At 47.6% G+C, this 16,790-nt stretch carries 12 protein-coding genes; 9 read left to right on the top strand and 3 right to left on the bottom strand.

All coding sequences use genetic code 11. The annotated features are described in order from the left end of the window. Position 1: 1 nt before the first annotated feature. Entirely contained in the window at positions 2–6,370 is a 6,369-nt protein-coding gene (locus A8O23_RS16160) for a gliding motility-associated C-terminal domain-containing protein (protein ID WP_066623382.1), read from the bottom strand. 1,096 nt (positions 6,371–7,466) lie between these two features. On the opposite strand from A8O23_RS16160, the gene A8O23_RS16150 reads away from it, so the two are divergent. The 6 genes from A8O23_RS16150 (at position 7,467) to A8O23_RS16125 (ending at position 11,349) form a co-directional block, all read left to right on the top strand. After that, complete coding sequence (locus tag A8O23_RS16150) at positions 7,467–8,099, top strand: hypothetical protein (protein ID WP_066623610.1); 633 nt, start codon at positions 7,467–7,469, stop codon at positions 8,097–8,099. A gap of 151 nt (positions 8,100–8,250) precedes the next feature. Further along, positions 8,251–8,529: a hypothetical protein gene (locus A8O23_RS16145; protein WP_066623376.1), complete on the top strand. Its 279-nt coding sequence runs from the start codon at positions 8,251–8,253 to the stop codon at positions 8,527–8,529. A gap of 124 nt (positions 8,530–8,653) precedes the next feature. Then, entirely contained in the window at positions 8,654–9,649 is a 996-nt protein-coding gene (locus A8O23_RS16140; protein WP_066623373.1) for a hypothetical protein, read from the top strand. A gap of 234 nt (positions 9,650–9,883) precedes the next feature. Then, positions 9,884–10,297: a hypothetical protein gene (locus A8O23_RS16135; RefSeq protein ID WP_066623370.1), complete on the top strand. Its 414-nt coding sequence runs from the start codon at positions 9,884–9,886 to the stop codon at positions 10,295–10,297. 1 nt (position 10,298) lies between these two features. Then, positions 10,299–10,967 (top strand): SCO family protein, encoded by a 669-nt coding sequence (locus tag A8O23_RS16130; RefSeq protein ID WP_066623367.1) that lies wholly within the window; start codon positions 10,299–10,301, stop codon positions 10,965–10,967. Next, positions 10,948–11,349 (top strand): c-type cytochrome, encoded by a 402-nt coding sequence (locus A8O23_RS16125; RefSeq protein ID WP_066623362.1) that lies wholly within the window; start codon positions 10,948–10,950, stop codon positions 11,347–11,349. Before A8O23_RS16130 ends, A8O23_RS16125 begins: the two co-directional genes overlap by 20 nt. A gap of 80 nt (positions 11,350–11,429) precedes the next feature. Here A8O23_RS16125 and A8O23_RS16120 read toward each other — a convergent pair whose 3' ends face one another. Continuing rightward, complete coding sequence (locus A8O23_RS16120; RefSeq protein WP_066623359.1) at positions 11,430–11,840, bottom strand: hypothetical protein; 411 nt, start codon at positions 11,838–11,840, stop codon at positions 11,430–11,432. A 311-nt stretch (positions 11,841–12,151) separates the two neighbouring features. On the opposite strand from A8O23_RS16120, the gene A8O23_RS16115 reads away from it, so the two are divergent. Continuing rightward, positions 12,152–13,255 (top strand): PA0069 family radical SAM protein, encoded by a 1,104-nt coding sequence (locus A8O23_RS16115; RefSeq protein ID WP_066623356.1) that lies wholly within the window; start codon positions 12,152–12,154, stop codon positions 13,253–13,255. A gap of 645 nt (positions 13,256–13,900) precedes the next feature. Next, complete coding sequence (locus A8O23_RS16110; RefSeq protein WP_153042249.1) at positions 13,901–15,016, top strand: endonuclease/exonuclease/phosphatase family protein; 1,116 nt, start codon at positions 13,901–13,903, stop codon at positions 15,014–15,016. Between the two features lie 86 nt (positions 15,017–15,102). Here the strand turns inward: A8O23_RS16110 and A8O23_RS16105 are convergent, their stop codons facing one another. Then, positions 15,103–16,095: a cation diffusion facilitator family transporter gene (locus A8O23_RS16105; RefSeq protein WP_066623350.1), complete on the bottom strand. Its 993-nt coding sequence runs from the start codon at positions 16,093–16,095 to the stop codon at positions 15,103–15,105. A gap of 408 nt (positions 16,096–16,503) precedes the next feature. Here A8O23_RS16105 and A8O23_RS16100 point away from each other — a divergent pair, with 408 nt between their 5' ends. Continuing rightward, a complete protein-coding gene (locus A8O23_RS16100; RefSeq protein ID WP_066623348.1) occupies positions 16,504–16,698 on the top strand; it encodes a hypothetical protein in 195 nt (64 codons plus the stop codon). Positions 16,699–16,790 lie beyond the last annotated feature (92 nt).

The following is a 16,790-nucleotide window of genomic DNA, read 5'->3' as shown; positions in this document are numbered from 1 at the left end:
CTTACTTAATAATAGTTACGTTACCGGTGATCGGCTCTTCTTGGCCGCTTAATCTTATGATATAATAGTAAGTGGCAGCCGGAAGCGGTTGGCCGTTGTGGCGACCATCCCAGGCGGTGTTGTAGCCCCTTGATTCAAATATTTTACTTCCCCAGCGGTTGAAGACCTGTACCTGGCAATTAGGGTAGTCCAGTAGGTCCGGAATCTCCCAAGTTTCGTTCATGTTGTCTCCGTTCGGGGTAAAGCCGTTCGGGATTTCTACTGGTTGCATGACCTTCACCAGAACTTGGTCGGTTGATGTACAGCCATCGGCAGTGGTCACTGTCACGGTGTAAAGCTGTGTTTGGGTTGGTTTGGCCACTGGGTTGGCTATTTTATCATTATTCAATCCCTGGCTCGGTGACCAGCTGTAGCTAACTCCACCAATGGCCTGCAGTTCCGCAAACTTTCCTCTGGCAATGGTTACATCAGCCCCCGCATCAGCCGTTGGTGCCGGAATGTCTACCGTAACCGCTACTCTTTCACTGGCGCAGCTCTGCGCTACGGTTTGTATATAATAGGTAGTGGTTTTATGCAGTACTGGCGTGGTAAAGGTAGTGCCTGTGTGTAACAGCTTGCCTCCCAGTGGCTGGTCATACCACTCAATAGTAGGTGCTACAGCAGTAGCCTCTAAGGTAGCAGTGTTGCCGGCGCAAGAAAACACGTTGGCAGCCACTGGCGGCTTAGGTAACGGAGTGGTGGTTACTTTCACGGCTGCGCTAGGTTCGCTTAAGCAATTGCCGGAAATAACTCTTCTTCTAAACCAGGTGTCTCGGAGCAGAGCAGATGGGGTGTAGTCTTTCTCAGAACTTACTCCAGGAGCAGTGGTGAAACCTGATGTGGGGTTGGTGGAGCTTTCCCACAAATATCTGAAGTTGCTGCCAGCACCTCCCTTAGGCGTAGAGCCTACTAAAGTTGTAGGTGCGCTGCCTACGCAGACGGTTTGCTCTGGCGAGGTAATGTTATTGAAAGTAATAGGAACCAGCACGATCACCTCTATTTCATTAGAGACGGTGGTGATGCCATGCAGAACCGCCTTTCTCCGGAAGATGGTGGTCTCAGTTAAAGCAGGAACTTTATAGTCTCTCTCGCGGGCAGCTGCGCCAGTAAGGGTGATGTAGTCTCTGTTTTTGGTTTTGCTTTCCCAGTAGTAGGTCACATCCTGTGCGTCATAGGTAGGTTGGTTACCAGTTAATATTAGATTGGTTGGCTCATTGTAACACACCTGGCCTCCTCCGGAAATGGTATTGTCAGCAAAGCCGCTTACCACCGTAATTTTAACAGGGACCGAGTAGTCAAAGCAACCGCTAATGATTACCTGGCGTCTGAAATAAGTGGTTTTAGTTAACTCCCCTGGCTGATAGTTGATGCCAGTTGCACCTTCAATAGCTTTGTAATCTGCCATTTCATCGGTTTTGTAGTGCCACTGATAGGTATACTGGTTGCCATCAACAATCTGGCTGCCCACTAACTCGCGCGGCGCAGTATTGGCCGGAATGAATTGTGCGGCTTTCACGTAGTTGCTTCCTGCGGCTACTGGAATGTTCACTTTTACCTCTACTTCAGGGCTTAATACTTCATCACAAGTGCCAGATGTAACGCCCCGCTTAAACCAAACCGTTTCTGTTAAGATGCCGTGCTGGTGGTTTGCCTGTGTTGCGTTAGGTATAGGCTCGTAATTTTTGTACTTAGTTCTGATGTACCACTGGTAGGTGTATTTCCCGCTGCCCCCCTTAGGGTTGCTGCCTATTAAAAGAGCAGGCGCAGACTCAAAGCAAACGGCCTCTACTGGTTCAATGAAGTTATTCGTCACCTTCTGCTCTACTTCTACTGTAACGGCGGTAAGCGTGCTGGCACACTGGGCATCGCTTATCACCTGGGCGTAGAAGGTGGTAGTCTCGGTAAGAACCGGAGTTCTGAAAACTGAGCCGGAAGAACCTTTGTGCAATACTTTCCCCTGGGCATCTAGCCACTGAATGACACCGTTTCCGGTAGCGCTTAAGCTTGCCGTGCTGCCAACGCAGGTGGTGGTGCCTTGTGCCAATGGGGCTTCAGGTACTGGGTTCACGTGCAGGTAAATGACATTTGATTCCAGTGTACAAGCGCCAGAGGTTACTACTCTTCTAAACCAGGTGTCCTGAGTGATGGGTCCGGGAGTAAAGGTGGCCAGTGTGTCTGAAGCAGAAGTGCGCTTGTACGGCTGGTTCGGGCTCGTGCGGAATTCCCACAGATACTTATATAGTTTACCATCTCCTCCTGAGGCCCGTCCACCTAAAGAGATGGCTGGCTGAAGGTTGTAGCAGACTTCGCCGTTGCCACCAGATATGGCAATGGTATTTATGATTGGTGCATCAACAGAAACCTGCACCACAGATGACTGGCTTTCACAGTTGCCAGAAATCACTACTCTGCGGTAATAGGTGGCCTGAGTTAATGGGCCTGGTAAATAACTTTCTAATGTGTCGGCAGCGCCAATCGGACTGAATGGTTTATTTAAATCAGTGGTAAATTCCCAGCGATAAGAATATTTTCCTGTGCCGCCCGTTGGAGCCGTAGCGGTTAAAGGCATAGTTGGGGCCGATCCGTAGCAAACAGTCTGAATTCCGCTTGCTACTGTAGCGCTAATGGCTGGCAATACGGTGACTTTTACCGGCACCCTCTCTAAAGCGAAGCATCCTTTGCCAGACCGTGCTTCTACATAAAAGGTATAGGTGGTTGCGTCTGCAATGTTCTGGCTGGAAACGGTCACTGCTGGCGTGGTGCCAATAGAATTTCCGCTTTGGTCAAACCACTGGTAGGAGATTCCTGACACTGGTGAGACTTCTAGTTTAGCTGAGGCGCCTTGGCAAACAGTTATCTCTGCTGCTTTCACTACTGGTAAAGCAGGTAGCGGAATAATGTGAACAGCAATAGCGTTGCTTGGTAAAGAACAGCCCCCTGAAATGGCCACTCTCTTAAACCAGGTAGTGGGGGCGCTAAGGTTCTCGGGCTGATACGTAGCAGCAGTGTTCGCGCCTGGTGCCTCTTCAAAGCCGCTGTTGGCGCCGGTGGTGCTCATGAGCCACTTGTAAGTAATACCTTCTGCTGGGTCGCCGCCGGTCACAGATTTGCCTGCTACTTCTTGTAAAAGCGGAGCGGTGGTACCTTCGCAGAATTCAGTGTTGGCCGGTAAGATGTTATTTGCCAGCCCTGGTGTTACTTCTATTTTAATAACGTTGCTGTACTCCACGCACTTGCCCAAAGTCACTTTTCTCCTGAACCAGGTAGTGGTTTGCAGAACGCCTGCCTCGTAGCTTTGGCTGTTTTTGCTAGCCGCAGTGGCTAGTTTAAAGACTTTGCTGTTTACATCTGCATGTTCGGTATCAGTGCTGAATTCCCACACGTATTTAGGGGTGCCTGAGCCACCTGTTGGTACTGAGCCTTTAATGGTACCTGCCGAGGTGCCAGCGCAAATGGTGGCTACTTCTTCAATGGTGTTGTTTCTGATAGGTGGTTCCACTACAACTCGCACCGCTGTTCTCTCCACGGTACAGCCACCGGTTGCCTCAGATTGCACATAAAAGGTGAAAGTAATAGGGCTGTCGGTGTTGTTGATGAGCGGCTGGGTGATGAAAGTGTTGCCAGTGTGCAATAAGTTGCCGTTCACGGGGGCGTCGTGCCAGGTGTAGGGTCCGCTTGGAGCGGTGGCAGTCAAAGAGGCTGTGCTGCCGCTACAAATGGTCACACCTTTAGCGGTTGGAGGTAAAGAAAGTGGGTTAACCTTGATTTCTACTGCCTCTGAAATGCTCTCGCAGCCATTGATAATAACTTTGCGGTGGAACCACGTGTTGGCTGACAAAGCCTCTGGTTGAAAAGAGGTTAAGCTGCCTGTTCCTTTGGCGGCTTTGTAAGTGCCGTTTTTGCTAGTGCTGCTTTCCCATACAAATACAGGTTCTGAACCATCTCCTCCTTCTGGTTGAGTGGCAGTAATGGCCGGAGGTACAGTGCCCGCGCAAATAGGCTGAGGGTCGGCTTGTATAACATTATTAGTGATGAGCGGTACGGCAGAGATTTTGATTGGCTGCGTTGCTTCAGAACAAGCACCCAGGCGCACACTTCTCCGGAACCAGGTGGTTTCAAGCAGGGTAGTGGCAGGTAAGTTTTGACCTGTCATTCCCTCCATGTCTTGGAAGTTTACGCCATCGGTGCTGCGTTGCCACTGGTATTTAGGAGTGCCAGATCCGCCAGTTGGTTTGGTGGCTGCTATCTCTTTTGTTGTGCTGCCAATACACAGCCCGTAGCTTAGGGTAGTAATGGTGTTATTAGAAATAGGTTTTTCTACTGTTACCATAACGGAAGCGCGGGCAGAGGATGCGCAATTGCCTATGTCTGACCGGCTGCCTACATAAAAGGTAGTGGTTGCAGAAAGCAACGTGTCAAGGGTGTTACCTACAAAGAAAGGAGTGCCGCCGGTAGAGGAGGTGAACCACTCAATTTGAGCATCTGCTACCGAGGTACTGAGCACAGTTCTGGTGCCGGTACAAACGGTAAGGTTTGTTACTGCCGGAGTGGCAGGCAAAGGCTGTACAGTTACCACTACCTCGGTGCGGGTAGAGCTGAAGCATTGGTTTTCTGAAACTGCCTCAACAAAATAGGAAGTGGTGGCTTTAAGAACTGGGGTAGTGAATACAGCTTCCGTAGATAGCACTTTTGTAGAGGTGGCAGAGGCAAACCAACGGTAAGAGGCGCCATTGCCTACGGCGGTTAAGGTGGCAGTGCCACCTTCGCAGATCATCACGGGCTCTACGGACTGTACAAGAGGCAACTCATGAATGGTAACGGTTTGGGTAGCGGCAGTAGAGACGCCACACTCATTCCAGGCTTGTACCTGAAGCTGATACACACCGCTTTTGGTGAATAAGATAGTAGGGTGGGCTTCGGTTGCCATGTCGGCCTCGGCAAATTGCACACCGTCACCACCAGATAGCGTCCACTGGTAGCGGGTAATGGTGCTGCTTTCGTCGTTATAAACAGGAGCTACAGCCGGAGAAGAAGCTGAGTAAGTTAATGTTTGCGGACCGCAGAACGCTGCGGTAGCGGGTAAAGTTATGGTAGGATTGGCCTTGATAACAATCTCTTCGGTGGCGGTAGTAGTGCCGCAGGAGTTGGTAGCAGATAAGGTAACTTTATAGTTTCCTGATTTCGAGAAAAGGATAACTGGTTCGGCATCAGTTGCAGTACCAGATTCAAAAGTTACGCCTTCTGCCGGAAGCACAGACCATTTGTATTGAATATTTTCTCCCGGAGTGGTGTTTTTGGTAGCCACTCGGCTAGGCAAACAAAAGCTCTCAGGCTGTAGAGTGAAAGCCGCTTGAGTAGGGTCTTCAACTATGATAGTTTGTTTGGCAATGTTTTCAGTACAGGAAGGGTTGCTGCCTAGTGGTCGTACTGTCAGCGTCACTTCATACTTGCCGGCCGTGTTGAAATGAAGAACAGGTTTTTCTGAAGAAGACGAAGAGCCTGAGGCATAACTCCAGCCGGTGGCCGGTGAAACAGACCAGATACGGCGGTAGGCATCGCTGTTGGCAGGGTTGTCGCTATTGTAGCCACCTGTTGATTTGTCAATTAGCGTAACTGCTGAGTTGGTGCAGACGGTGTTTCCGGGGTTTACTTTAAAATCGGCTACTGGCGGAACTGAAATTCTAATACTGCCTATTGTGGCGGTAGAGGTTTTACAGTCAATGGCCTCCCCGAACATAGTAAAACCGTCTGGCTTGCCCGTAGATCCTTTGTCAAACTTTTTGGTGATGTACTTGGGAATGTTGTTTTGGGTGAAATATAAAGTGTCAGACCCGTCATCAAACCAGATCTTATATGTGGTGTTGGGGGAGTTGTTGTCTGTTCCGGTTACCGCAAACACAAACGTTGAGCCCACGCAGCCAGAAGAACCACCTGGGTTCTGTAAGCCGAACCTGGGGTTAGTGCCGTTGTATACATGATACACTTTGCTTTCAACACATCCTTCGGCTCCTTTTACAGTAAAAACCAGATCAAACTTTGACTGGGCCAAATAAGTGTGGCTGGCACCGGTGAAAGAAGCAGGAAATGTTTCTGTGGTCCCGTCTCCCCAGTCAATGGTGTATTCAAGATTGGTTTCCTTGGTGGAGGAGTTGTTGGTCACCTCCAGATTGAAACTCTGCCCCCCTAACGCGGAACTACATTGAATGAAATTACCGCCATTGGCATCTTCCAGTGTGGGGTCTGGAGTGTTTGGGCAAGTTTGTGCGTAAGAAGTGACGCTCCAGAAAAGCAGGAACGTTAGCAGGTAATAAAATTTGTTTCTAGGCGCCATGGTGCCGTAAAGAATTGTTGCTAGGTGTTGTCTATCAATTAGTTGATAAAATGTGCCAAGGCAGAATAACATCTGGCTTGTTGCCTTTCATCCAGAATGAATTGTTTGCGTGGGGGGAGCGCATCTGGATAAAATAAAGAAGTGTAAATGTTAAAAGTTTGCTTTTGGCCTTACTTTACAGAATGGAAGATGGCCGAAGTAAAACATTAGGACTAGGGTAGTATATGTTTTTCATAGAAATTATAAATTGCATTGTGTGTTTATATGGTCAATTTTTAATGCTGGGCATAAGTTTCTGATAAATAAGAAAAGTTATGCTAATTGACCGTATTTTGAGGGCTTAACATTGATGTATCAAAGTTTGGTTCAAATACAATGTTAAAATTATAAAAAAATATGATAGCTGTAAATATGAATATTTTTATAATTTGTTGAATAGGTAAAATCTAGTATTTGCTATTTTATATATTTGTTTTAATATTGTGCAACGCAAGGTGGGCAGTGCTGCTGCAAAAAGAACTGAAAATTCATTTTTTCAGGAGGCTTGAGGCAGCTGTTTATACTTTGTAAGTTTGTGTTCTCTGAACCTTTTAGTTGTAAAGCTGTTATAGGCGCAAGAGATTTTTGAGCGAAAGTTTGAAAATGTAAGGAGAGTAAGAAGGAGATTTAATGGGGAGAGTGAATTGGTTCATCCCGCTAAAGGGGTTATTCATCTGGAAACATCTCTCGCTCACCGAAAATCAAATGCAGTAGAAAAAATACCTATTACCTTTGACTTATTAAAACAGCAGAACAAGTTTGCTGAACAAGACATAAAGGAGCGGCGGGGCACTTCTGCCTCGGTAGAAGCGTCAAAAGATCTGGTGCTTATTGGGGGATATGCTACAGAACCTAATGACAATTGCCTCGCTTGCCCCTATTTTCAAAAGCCTCTTCAAACGGTAACGTTTGAAGAGGCTTCTTTTTTTTGCCTGCATTCTACTTAAGCACGCCAAATGCTGCGTTTCACCGGCGGTGTGGTCGCTAAAGGATGCTTTCTAACCCCGGTGCCCTCTTTTTTTGCTTATCTTTGTATACCAATAAGCAGCCATTCTACATGAAGCAGCAATTAACAGAGAATGAAAGAGAAGTGATCAAGTTGATAAATTTCTTCAAAAGCCGCGGGGAGCGTTTGGCCCAGGAGGGCGCACTTACCCAGGAACATGAAGATTTGAATGCCGCTTGTGAGCGCCTCACCGAGAAAATATACAACCATGCCGCCTTCCGGCAACAAGTGCTGGAAAAGCATGAAACCCTGAAGGGAATAATTGAAGACCATGCCCAGTGCCCCACCTGCTCTAAAGCAGACATGCTCAAGAAAGTGGGGGTGGCAACCAATGAAAGAGGCTGGAAAATGAACCGATACAAGTGCCGCCGCTGCAACATTGAATTCACGTGGAACCGGCCCAATAATCCTTGGGATATGATTCCGTTTCTGGAGGTTTGTCTGCAGGAGCTAGACGCAAACATGCAGAGTGATGCGCTGGAAGGAGATCTGCGGGAGAGGGCTCAAGGCGCCAGGGATCATATGGCGGTAAGCCTGGAGCAGTTAAAAGCCGCTATTGAATCTGCTGACACAGAGAAAGGGCAAATGGAGGAGCAGGACCGGGAGATGGCCCGCATGCTGCATGAATTCAAAAAATACCTCATGATTGAGAAAATAAAGCTGGAGCCTTTCAGCGAAAACTAATCAGAGGCAAGCCTTGATAGAAGGGTCTGTTTTAGGGCTGTTTTTGAGAAAACAGCCCTAAAACAGACCCTTCTTCATTATTTCGTAATAAACAAAATCAGGCGCGCGCGTACAAAGGAGAAAGCAACTGAGTTGGTTGCCGAAACTTTAAATGCAGAAGATCATGCCAATTGAAAACGATAACATTACCAACGCAGACGAAAGCAAACGCTTGCCCGATGAAAATCCAACTCCCAACGAGGGGCATCAGTCAACCGGCGAGGAAATAGCCAAACCAGACCGGGGCGGAAGTAAAATCCAGGCTCAGGAAACCGACTATTTTGACCCAGCCCCCGAAGGCAGCAAAGAGGTAGGAAACATTGGAGCCGAAAACGAAGAAGATGCCTGGAAACTGGACGGCAGCAACGCGAACAACCTGAGAACGAAGTAGCAATTGCCGCCAAAGGGCCCCTGGTTTCCAGTCTGGCTTTAGTTTCCGGAAAACAGGCGAAAAACCGAAATGCAGTTGCTATCGTTAAGAAAGAGTGTTTAACTCTAACTTAACACCTAATCTCATGAATAGAAATCAGCAGAATCAGGACTACGGGCGCGACCGGAACCAAGGTCGTCGTTCCGATGAAGATCAATACCGCGGAGCGTATCGTCAGGATGATTATCGTGGAGGAGAGTACGACCGCTTGAACAGGAGAAATGATTTTAACGATAACGATATCCGCAACGATTACCGCAGCCGTGACTACTACGGCTCAGACCAGGATCGTAGGGCTAACTTCAGCAGCAACAGCCCCGACTATGGCCGTGACAGAGACCGCCAGGGCGAGCGCTTTGACAACCCCAACGTGTTCCCCAGCGAGAGTAACAACGGGTTGCGCAGCGCTGCCCGCAACCACGGCAACATGGGTAGCTTTGGCGGTGCCCAGGGCTGGGGCTCCTCAAGAAACGGTTCACACCAAGGATCGTCAGACGGAAGCCAGTGGGCCAGCGGGCACGGCCGCGATGACCGTCAGCAGGTAAATCGCCAGGTGTACGGCGCGTACCGTGACCACAATAGCTTTGCAGAAGGAGAGCGCGAGCAGTACGACGGCTCTGGCCGTTACGGCACCCAAGGCTCAGATAGCACCCGCGGCTGGGAGCCAGCCGACAGAGCCGGTTCAAACGGAGCAGTGTACAGTTTCGGAACTAACGACGTATCTCGCCGCGGCGATGACAGCCAGTACGAAATCTACGACAACACCCAGTCGCAGTACAACCGTGGCCAGTATGGTAACAACATGGGTGGCGATTCTTACATGGGAAGCCTGTATGACCGCAACGGGGCAACAGGAAATTCGGGTATAGGAAACTGGAATGAGCCAAGACGCCAGCATTACGACCAACAAAATGAAGGAATGCATAGCGAGAACTACGGCAATGAGGCCGGCTCTCTGAGCTGGGGCAATGACCGTGATTACAGAACCGAAGAAGGCCGCAACCGCCGCTATGACCCCATGAGCGGGCACGTGCGTAACCAGGGTTCCACACCGCCTTCTCGCGAAGACTTTAGTTGGTAACCAGCTATTTAAAAAAAAACAGAAAAGCCGCCTGCAACATTGTAGGCGGCTTTTCTGTTTTCGGCCTCTTTTTATGAAAATAGCTCTAAAACAGTGGCGGTGTCAATAGCACGGCAGGTTCTGTAGTGAAAGCAGAAGGCTCAAAAGTTAAGTACGCATAATCTTCAAGATTAAAGTGCGTTCTATGGGCACAGGTTCTACCTTTGTGGCAGAATTTTTAGAACCTATATATAAATGAGAAATAGCATAACTTCCTTGGTGGTGTGCCTGTTGGCATTGGCTGGCTGTGCGCCCTCTGAGGAACAAATGGCCAAGGAGCTAGAGACTGAAGTAATAGCCTTACATGATTCGGTTATGGCCAACATGGGAGACCTTTATAATTCACGGAAAGAACTCGCCGCACTGAAAGATTCTTTATTGGCAGATGATACCTTGCTACAGCAGAAGTTTGATGCAGGTATTGCCCAACTAGCGGAGGCCGATGAGCAAATGATGCAGTGGATGCGGAATTACAAAGCCCCTGACCTGAAGCAGCCTGCTGAGGCGGTGCCCTACCTTCAGCAGGAAAAGGAGAAAATGGAGAAAGTGCAGCAAAACATTGAGCAGAGTCTGCAGCATGCCCAAGATTTAAAAGCGCAGCTTAAGTAAAATGAAGAAGTTACTAGTGTATGCCGCATTCGGCTTAGCAATTTTTAGTGCTTGCACCTCAGAGCCGCAAGAGCGGCAACTGCCCATTTTAGGGCCGCGCACGCCAGATGTGAAAATGGTGGAAGGGAAACCCGTAGTAGATACTATTTATCATACCATCCCTGATTTTGCCTTCCTAGACCAGGACAGCCAATGGGTAACTCCCAAAACGGTAGAGGGTAAAATTTACGTAGCCGATTTCTTTTTTACTTCTTGTCCTTCCATCTGCCCTAAAATGAAGAGCCAGATGTTGCGGGTATACGAGAAGTTTAAAGGAAACCCTAATGTGGCGTTGCTCTCACATTCCATTGATCCCCGTCATGACACCGTAGCGGTGCTGCGTGACTATGCTGATCGGCTTGGGGTGAAAAGTGACACCTGGCATTTTCTTACCGGCGACCGAGACTCCATTATGGACCTGGCCCAGAAACACTATTTCGTTACTGCCATGCAAGACGAAAGTGTACCTGGCGGATTTGAGCACACAGATGGCTTCTTGCTCATAGATGAGCAACGCCGAATCAGGGGGCACTATCATGGTTTGGATGAAGAAGACGTAGATCGACTAATGCAGGACATGGAGCTGCTTTTGGCTGAACAAAAGAATAAGAATGGGCAAGGCAAAAAGTAATGTACTGGCCTTGGTGTGGGTAGGGCTGCTGCTCATAGGCTGCTTCACCGAAAGGGGAGAAGAGGGCAAGCTTCTTTACGGCCGCCATTGTGCCAGCTGCCATCTTGAAAACGGAGAAGGCTTGCGTGGTATCATTCCGCCCTTGGCCAACTCAGATTTTTCTGACAAGAACAGGAGTGAATTAGCCTGTATTATCCGGAATGGTATGAGTGGCCCAGTAGAGGTGAACGGAGTGGTGTATAATCAGCCTATGCCCGGCAATGCGGCTCTAACGGAGACTGACATCACTAACATCATCAACTATCTGCATAATGAGTTCGGATCACCAAAACAGAAGGTAAGCATTGGTGAGGTAAGGGAGCAGCTAAAGTCATGTCAGTGATAAAGCGGCTTATTTAACATGTCTAACAAAAGAAAAGGGAGCGAATTTATTCGCTCCCTTTTCTTTTGTTAGTTATACTACTACATGCCGTTGGTATTGCCGGTAGTTCCTGTTGTGCCACCACTGGTTCCATCGGTGGTGATTGTAGTGTTGTTGTTGTTATTGTTGGTGCCGGTGCCAGCGTTAGTGCCTCCAGTTGTGCCATTTGTTCCTGAGTTCTGTCTGTTCGTTCCAGTAGCTCCATTCGTCGTTCCAGAAGCTCTGGTTGTGTCAGTAGTTGAGCCAGTCGTGGCACCGTGGGTGCCGGCTGTTCCACCGTGGTTATTGCCGGAGCCATGCATTTCAACAGTGCTGCTGTAACCATCTCCACCAATGCTGTTGTCAACGGTTGGGTTGTCGGCGGTGGTACCAGTACTGTCTCCGCAGGCCGTGAACATAAAGGTCGCGGCAAATAAACAAGAAGCTGCTAATTTCAATTTCAGAATTTTCATAGTTAGGTGTTGTTAAGGTGAAACAATTCATCTCGTCTATGCTCTTACGATTTCTGAAAAAATAGGGGGTATAATTTTTCTGTAATTTAAAGTGGAATTAGAAAATTCAGTATAAATGACAAGCATGTTTTAAAGTTATGGGGTATTGGAAATAGAGCTGTTTTATAGTTGCGCCTTCTGGAATTGGTAGAGTGAATGATTGTTTGTCTAAGTTTTGGGTTGATACTGTAATGCAAATATGGGATTAACATCTTACTAAATTTATTAGCTTATCTAGTTGCTTGGTTTATTTTAAGCTAATATATTTAGCTATGGAAAATAAGCATACGGAAGGAACGAAAGCAAAGCGGCCTTGGCAGGAAAGTGATTTGGTGAAGGGACGAGGAGCACAGTTCAACCCAACAAATCCCTATCTCAAGAATGAGTATGTATTAGAGCATCTGGAGGGGCTTGACGAGCCATGGGAGCAGAAGACGGCCACGCAATTTTTTCAGGAATTCCCGAAAAAGATCGTGAATGAAGTCACATCGCCTGACTTAGGTTTGTCCTATTCTATGAATCCGTACCAAGGTTGCGAGCATGGCTGCGTTTACTGTTACGCCCGCAATACCCATGCCTACTGGGGGCTAGGAGCCGGTATAGATTTTGAGCAGAAGATCATCATCAAAGAGAATGCGGCAGACGTGCTGAAGGCTCAGTTAGAGAACCCGAAGTGGGTGGTAAGGCCTATCATGTTGTCGGGCAACACAGATTGCTATCAACCCATTGAGGCTAAGAAAAAGATTACCCGTCAGCTGCTGGAAGTGCTGCTGCAGTACCGCCACCCTGTAAGCGTCATCACTAAAAACGCCCTTGTTTTACGCGACCTGGATCTGCTGCAGGAACTGCACCGCCACCGGCTGGTACACGTGAACATCTCTATCACTTCTTTGCAAGAATCGGTGAGGCAAAAGCTGGAACCGCGCACCGCTACTGGTGCCAAAAGACTGGCGGTGGTGCGGGCTTTGTCAGAGGCGGGTATTCCGGTAAACGTGATGGTGGCTCCAATTATACCAGGCTTAAATGATCATGAGGTGCCCGCTATTCTGGAGGCTTCAGCTCAGGCGGGAGCCCTGTCGGCGGCGTATACCATTGTTCGTCTTAACGGGGCCATTGCCGAGACTTTTGAAGACTGGATTCATAAAGCATACCCCGACAGAGCGGCCAAAGTTCTGAACCAGATCAAGGCTTGCCATGGGGGTTCTTTAAACGACAGTCAGTTTGGAAGACGCATGACAGGGGAGGGGAAGTGGGCTGAAACAATCAAGGCGCTGTTCCAGGTGGCTTACCGCAAGCATTTTGCCGGAAGAGAAATGCCTCCCTATGATTTAACCGCCTTTACTCCCAGAACAGGCAAGCAGCTCACCATCTTCTAAAGCAGCTATTACGCATTGTTTATGAAATATTCAGTACAAGATACAAGAAGTCTGTGGTGAAGTGATACTTGAAGTATAAGATTCTAATTGATTGACTCAGTTAAAATAGGATATTCGGTAAAAATCAATGGATGTCAGTATGTCAGTATAGATGTAAAATTATTATTGATAGGCTTAGGTAGCTTATGAGCGGGTGAAATGCAATATGCAAGAGTAAGAGGCAGTACTTGGTGAGCCTGGTAAGGGAATAGTGGTTGTGACAAATTTAGGGCATTCAGGAAATGAAGGTTTGCATCAGAGATTAGTGGGGGAAACAATGTTCCACGGGTGAAAGGAAAGATGCGCTAGAAACAAATAAATTCAAGTAAGCCAAATTAATATAGCTTATTACTTAAATAAAAAGTAGAGGTGTTTTGACTTGCTCCAACTCAAATAGCAGGTGCTGCCGGAACAAAAGACGTGTGAAGGAGTATACGAGCCTTATGGCACAAGGTTAGAGGCAGCTTATGAAATTTAGCTGGTTTTTGAAGAGTATACTTTTAGCCTCTTTTGCAGCCAAACAAAATCTTCATTTGTATCTTTATAGGCGGGGAGATCCTTGCTATATTTGAGCGCGTGCACGGAAATAAAATCAAAAGAAGCTTCTTGTTTAAACTCATCGTGTTTCTGAATATAGGAGCTGCGGTGGCTTTGGTGCTCTCTCATTTCTCCTCTTACATTAACCCTTCCTTCTTTTGGGTAGCCAGTCTGGTAGCCTTGACTTTTCCAGCGCTACTGTTCCTGAACCTGCTCTTTATTCTGTACTGGTTACTGGTCAAAAGCCGGGCAATTTTTATATCAATGTTTGCGGTGCTTATAAGCTTTGACAACCTGAAAACCCAGCTCCAAATGAACCTCTTGGCAGACGAGTTGCCGGAGCAGGCGGAACAGATGCGGGTGCTCAGTTTCAATGCCCGTCTTTTCGATTTGTACAGGTGGAGCGGAAACCCTCGCACCCGCGAAAAGATATTTAAGATGGTGCAGGAAGAGTCACCAGACATTGTGTGCTTTCAGGAGTTTTACACTTCTAAGAAAGCGGGGCGTAATAACCTTGACACGCTTATAGTATTGCAGCGGGCTAAAAACAATCACGTGGCCTATACAGAAACTCTCCGCAAAACCGATCACTGGGGAATAGCCACGTTCAGTGTTTACCCAATCGTGCATAAAGGAAATATACTATTTAACGAAGAAACTAACAACCTCTGCATTTACACTGATCTACTGGTGGGGCAGGATACGGTGAGGGTGTATAACGTGCATTTTCAGTCGAACCGGTTTAAGCGGGAAGACTATGAATTTCTGGAAAACCCGGGGGCTGTCCCTTCAAGCGATGAGAAAATTGCTGCCTCCAGAAACATCATCAGGCGGTTGCAGGTGGGCGCTATAAAGCGGGCACGGCAGGTGGAAAAAGTAGCGGAACATATCAAGAACTCTCCGTACCCTGTCATTATTTGCGGTGACTTCAATGATCCGCCAGCTTCCTTCACGTATAATAAAATTAGCAAAGGCTTAGAAGATGCCTTTGTGAAAACCGGTTGGGGAGTAGGTAATACGTACAATGGGCTGTACCCAATTTTACGCATAGATTACCTGTTGCATTCTCCGGAATTCTCCAGCAGCGGCTACCGAACTATCCGTCAGAATTTGTCAGATCATTACCCAATACTAGCAGATATCTGGTTGCCAAAAGGGACAGGACAAACAAATAAATCAGAATAAATAGGCAGCTGTTTTTAGCCTGAATTTCTGAAATTAAGCCTGAAACAAAAGGGCTGCATTCAAGATAAAGGCCGTTTGCTAAGCTGTTAAAGGGCGTGCTTTTCGTTTACAATTACGTTACTTAAGGTCCATTCTACCCGGTCTACAAACACATGTTCCCTTACTTTGCAGTCTGACTTGGTGCAGAGCCGGCAACTCAGCGGGGGCAGGCAGGGGTCCAGGTGAACGAAGAGTTCCACCACATCGCCCAGTTCTTCCTCAATGGTTTCCTGAAACAGCTCTACCTCTTTGTGAGACTCCTGCAGGTTGAAATACCAAGGCAAGGTTAGATGGCAGTCTATGTGCAGGTGGCTGCCGTACTTGATCACGCGCATGTTGTGCAGGTCAATCCAGTTCTGGCGGCGGCGCTGGTTCAGTACCTGTATAATCCGCTCAATGAGCTGGTGGTCGGCCTCGTCCATCACGCCGGAAATTGAGTTGCGTACCAGTCCGTAGCCGGTGTAGGTAATGAAGGAGCCGAATATAATGGCCACCACAGAGTCTAACCAGAGCAGATCGGTAAAGTAGATGCACGCAAGGCCAATGATAAGGCCAAGGCTGGAATAGGCGTCAGAGAGCAGGTGCTTGCCGTTGGCGATGAGGGTAACGGAGCTGTGGCGGGTGCCATGCCGCACCAGGTACCGGCCGGCAAGATAGTTGGCTCCCCCTGTCAAGAACGTAAGGTACATACCCGTGTCAATTCTTGCAATAGTCTGCGGGTAAACCAGGTTGTAGACAGATTTACCAATAATGCCTATTCCGGCTATAGCAATTAAGGTGCCCTCTAAACCTGAAGACAGAAATTCTATTTTCCCATGGCCATACGGGTGGTCCTGGTCTTTGGGTTTGGCCGCCAGATACACACTGTACAGCGCTACCCCACCGGTCACAAAGTTGATGATGGATTCCAGGGCATCCGTTAGAATGGCATTTGATCGGGTAAGAAAAAAAGCACCAAACTTCACGCCTAAGAGCACTAACGCCAATAAAAGCATATAGGCCATCAGGCGGATGGAAGATGTTGCCGAGGGTTGGGGCATGCGTAAAGAATTAGTAACCGTACCAGCTGTTCAAACGCAACAAAGCCGGAGAGGTGCTAAGGTAAACGCATTTTTTTTAAGAAAGGGCAAGAAGAGACTGTCAAAGACCTAATGCAAATATTAGACCCTGTATTCTCTAGAAAACGAACGAAAGAGGGGGGGGGAGGCTACCCAAAGATGAGGCTCAATAGCCACGTTACCAGGGAAGCCAGCAGGCCTAAAAAGAAAAATAAGAAACCTAGTAGTGGATTCATAACAAAAATCTTTAATTAGAGTAAACATATTAAGATTCTTGCGGTATAACAAATTTAAGAAAGTCATGGCACATTAATATTTTGTTAATGTTGCTGTCGGAGTTTAGGGAATGAATGTATATACTTGTAATCTGTATCTCTAACAAATTGAGAAATGGACACTGCAGTTAAAAAGAAAGTGGCCGGCAAGCCCATCGAAGATTTACTAAAGAACAACACGTTTCTTCCGTCAGGTGACAGCTACCTGCAGGAGTCTCTGCAAAGGCTTCAGCAGTTGCGTCAAGCCTACATGATCTCCCCTGCGGGGAAGAAAAGCGTATTCCGTTTACCCAAGCTTCAAAAGAAGTAGTCTGCTAAGAACCTTCACGTTACAGTAAGTGGCGGAGTAGGTTTTTTATAAATAAAATCCGACGTCTGTTTTGGGCCTGATTTTAAGAAATC

The organism is Rufibacter roseus (genome assembly GCF_001647285.1).
Taxonomy (GTDB): domain Bacteria; phylum Bacteroidota; class Bacteroidia; order Cytophagales; family Hymenobacteraceae; genus Nibribacter; species Nibribacter roseus.
The sequence above is the reverse complement of the archived record's forward strand: the minus strand, read 5'-3'. Positions and strand labels throughout refer to the sequence as shown.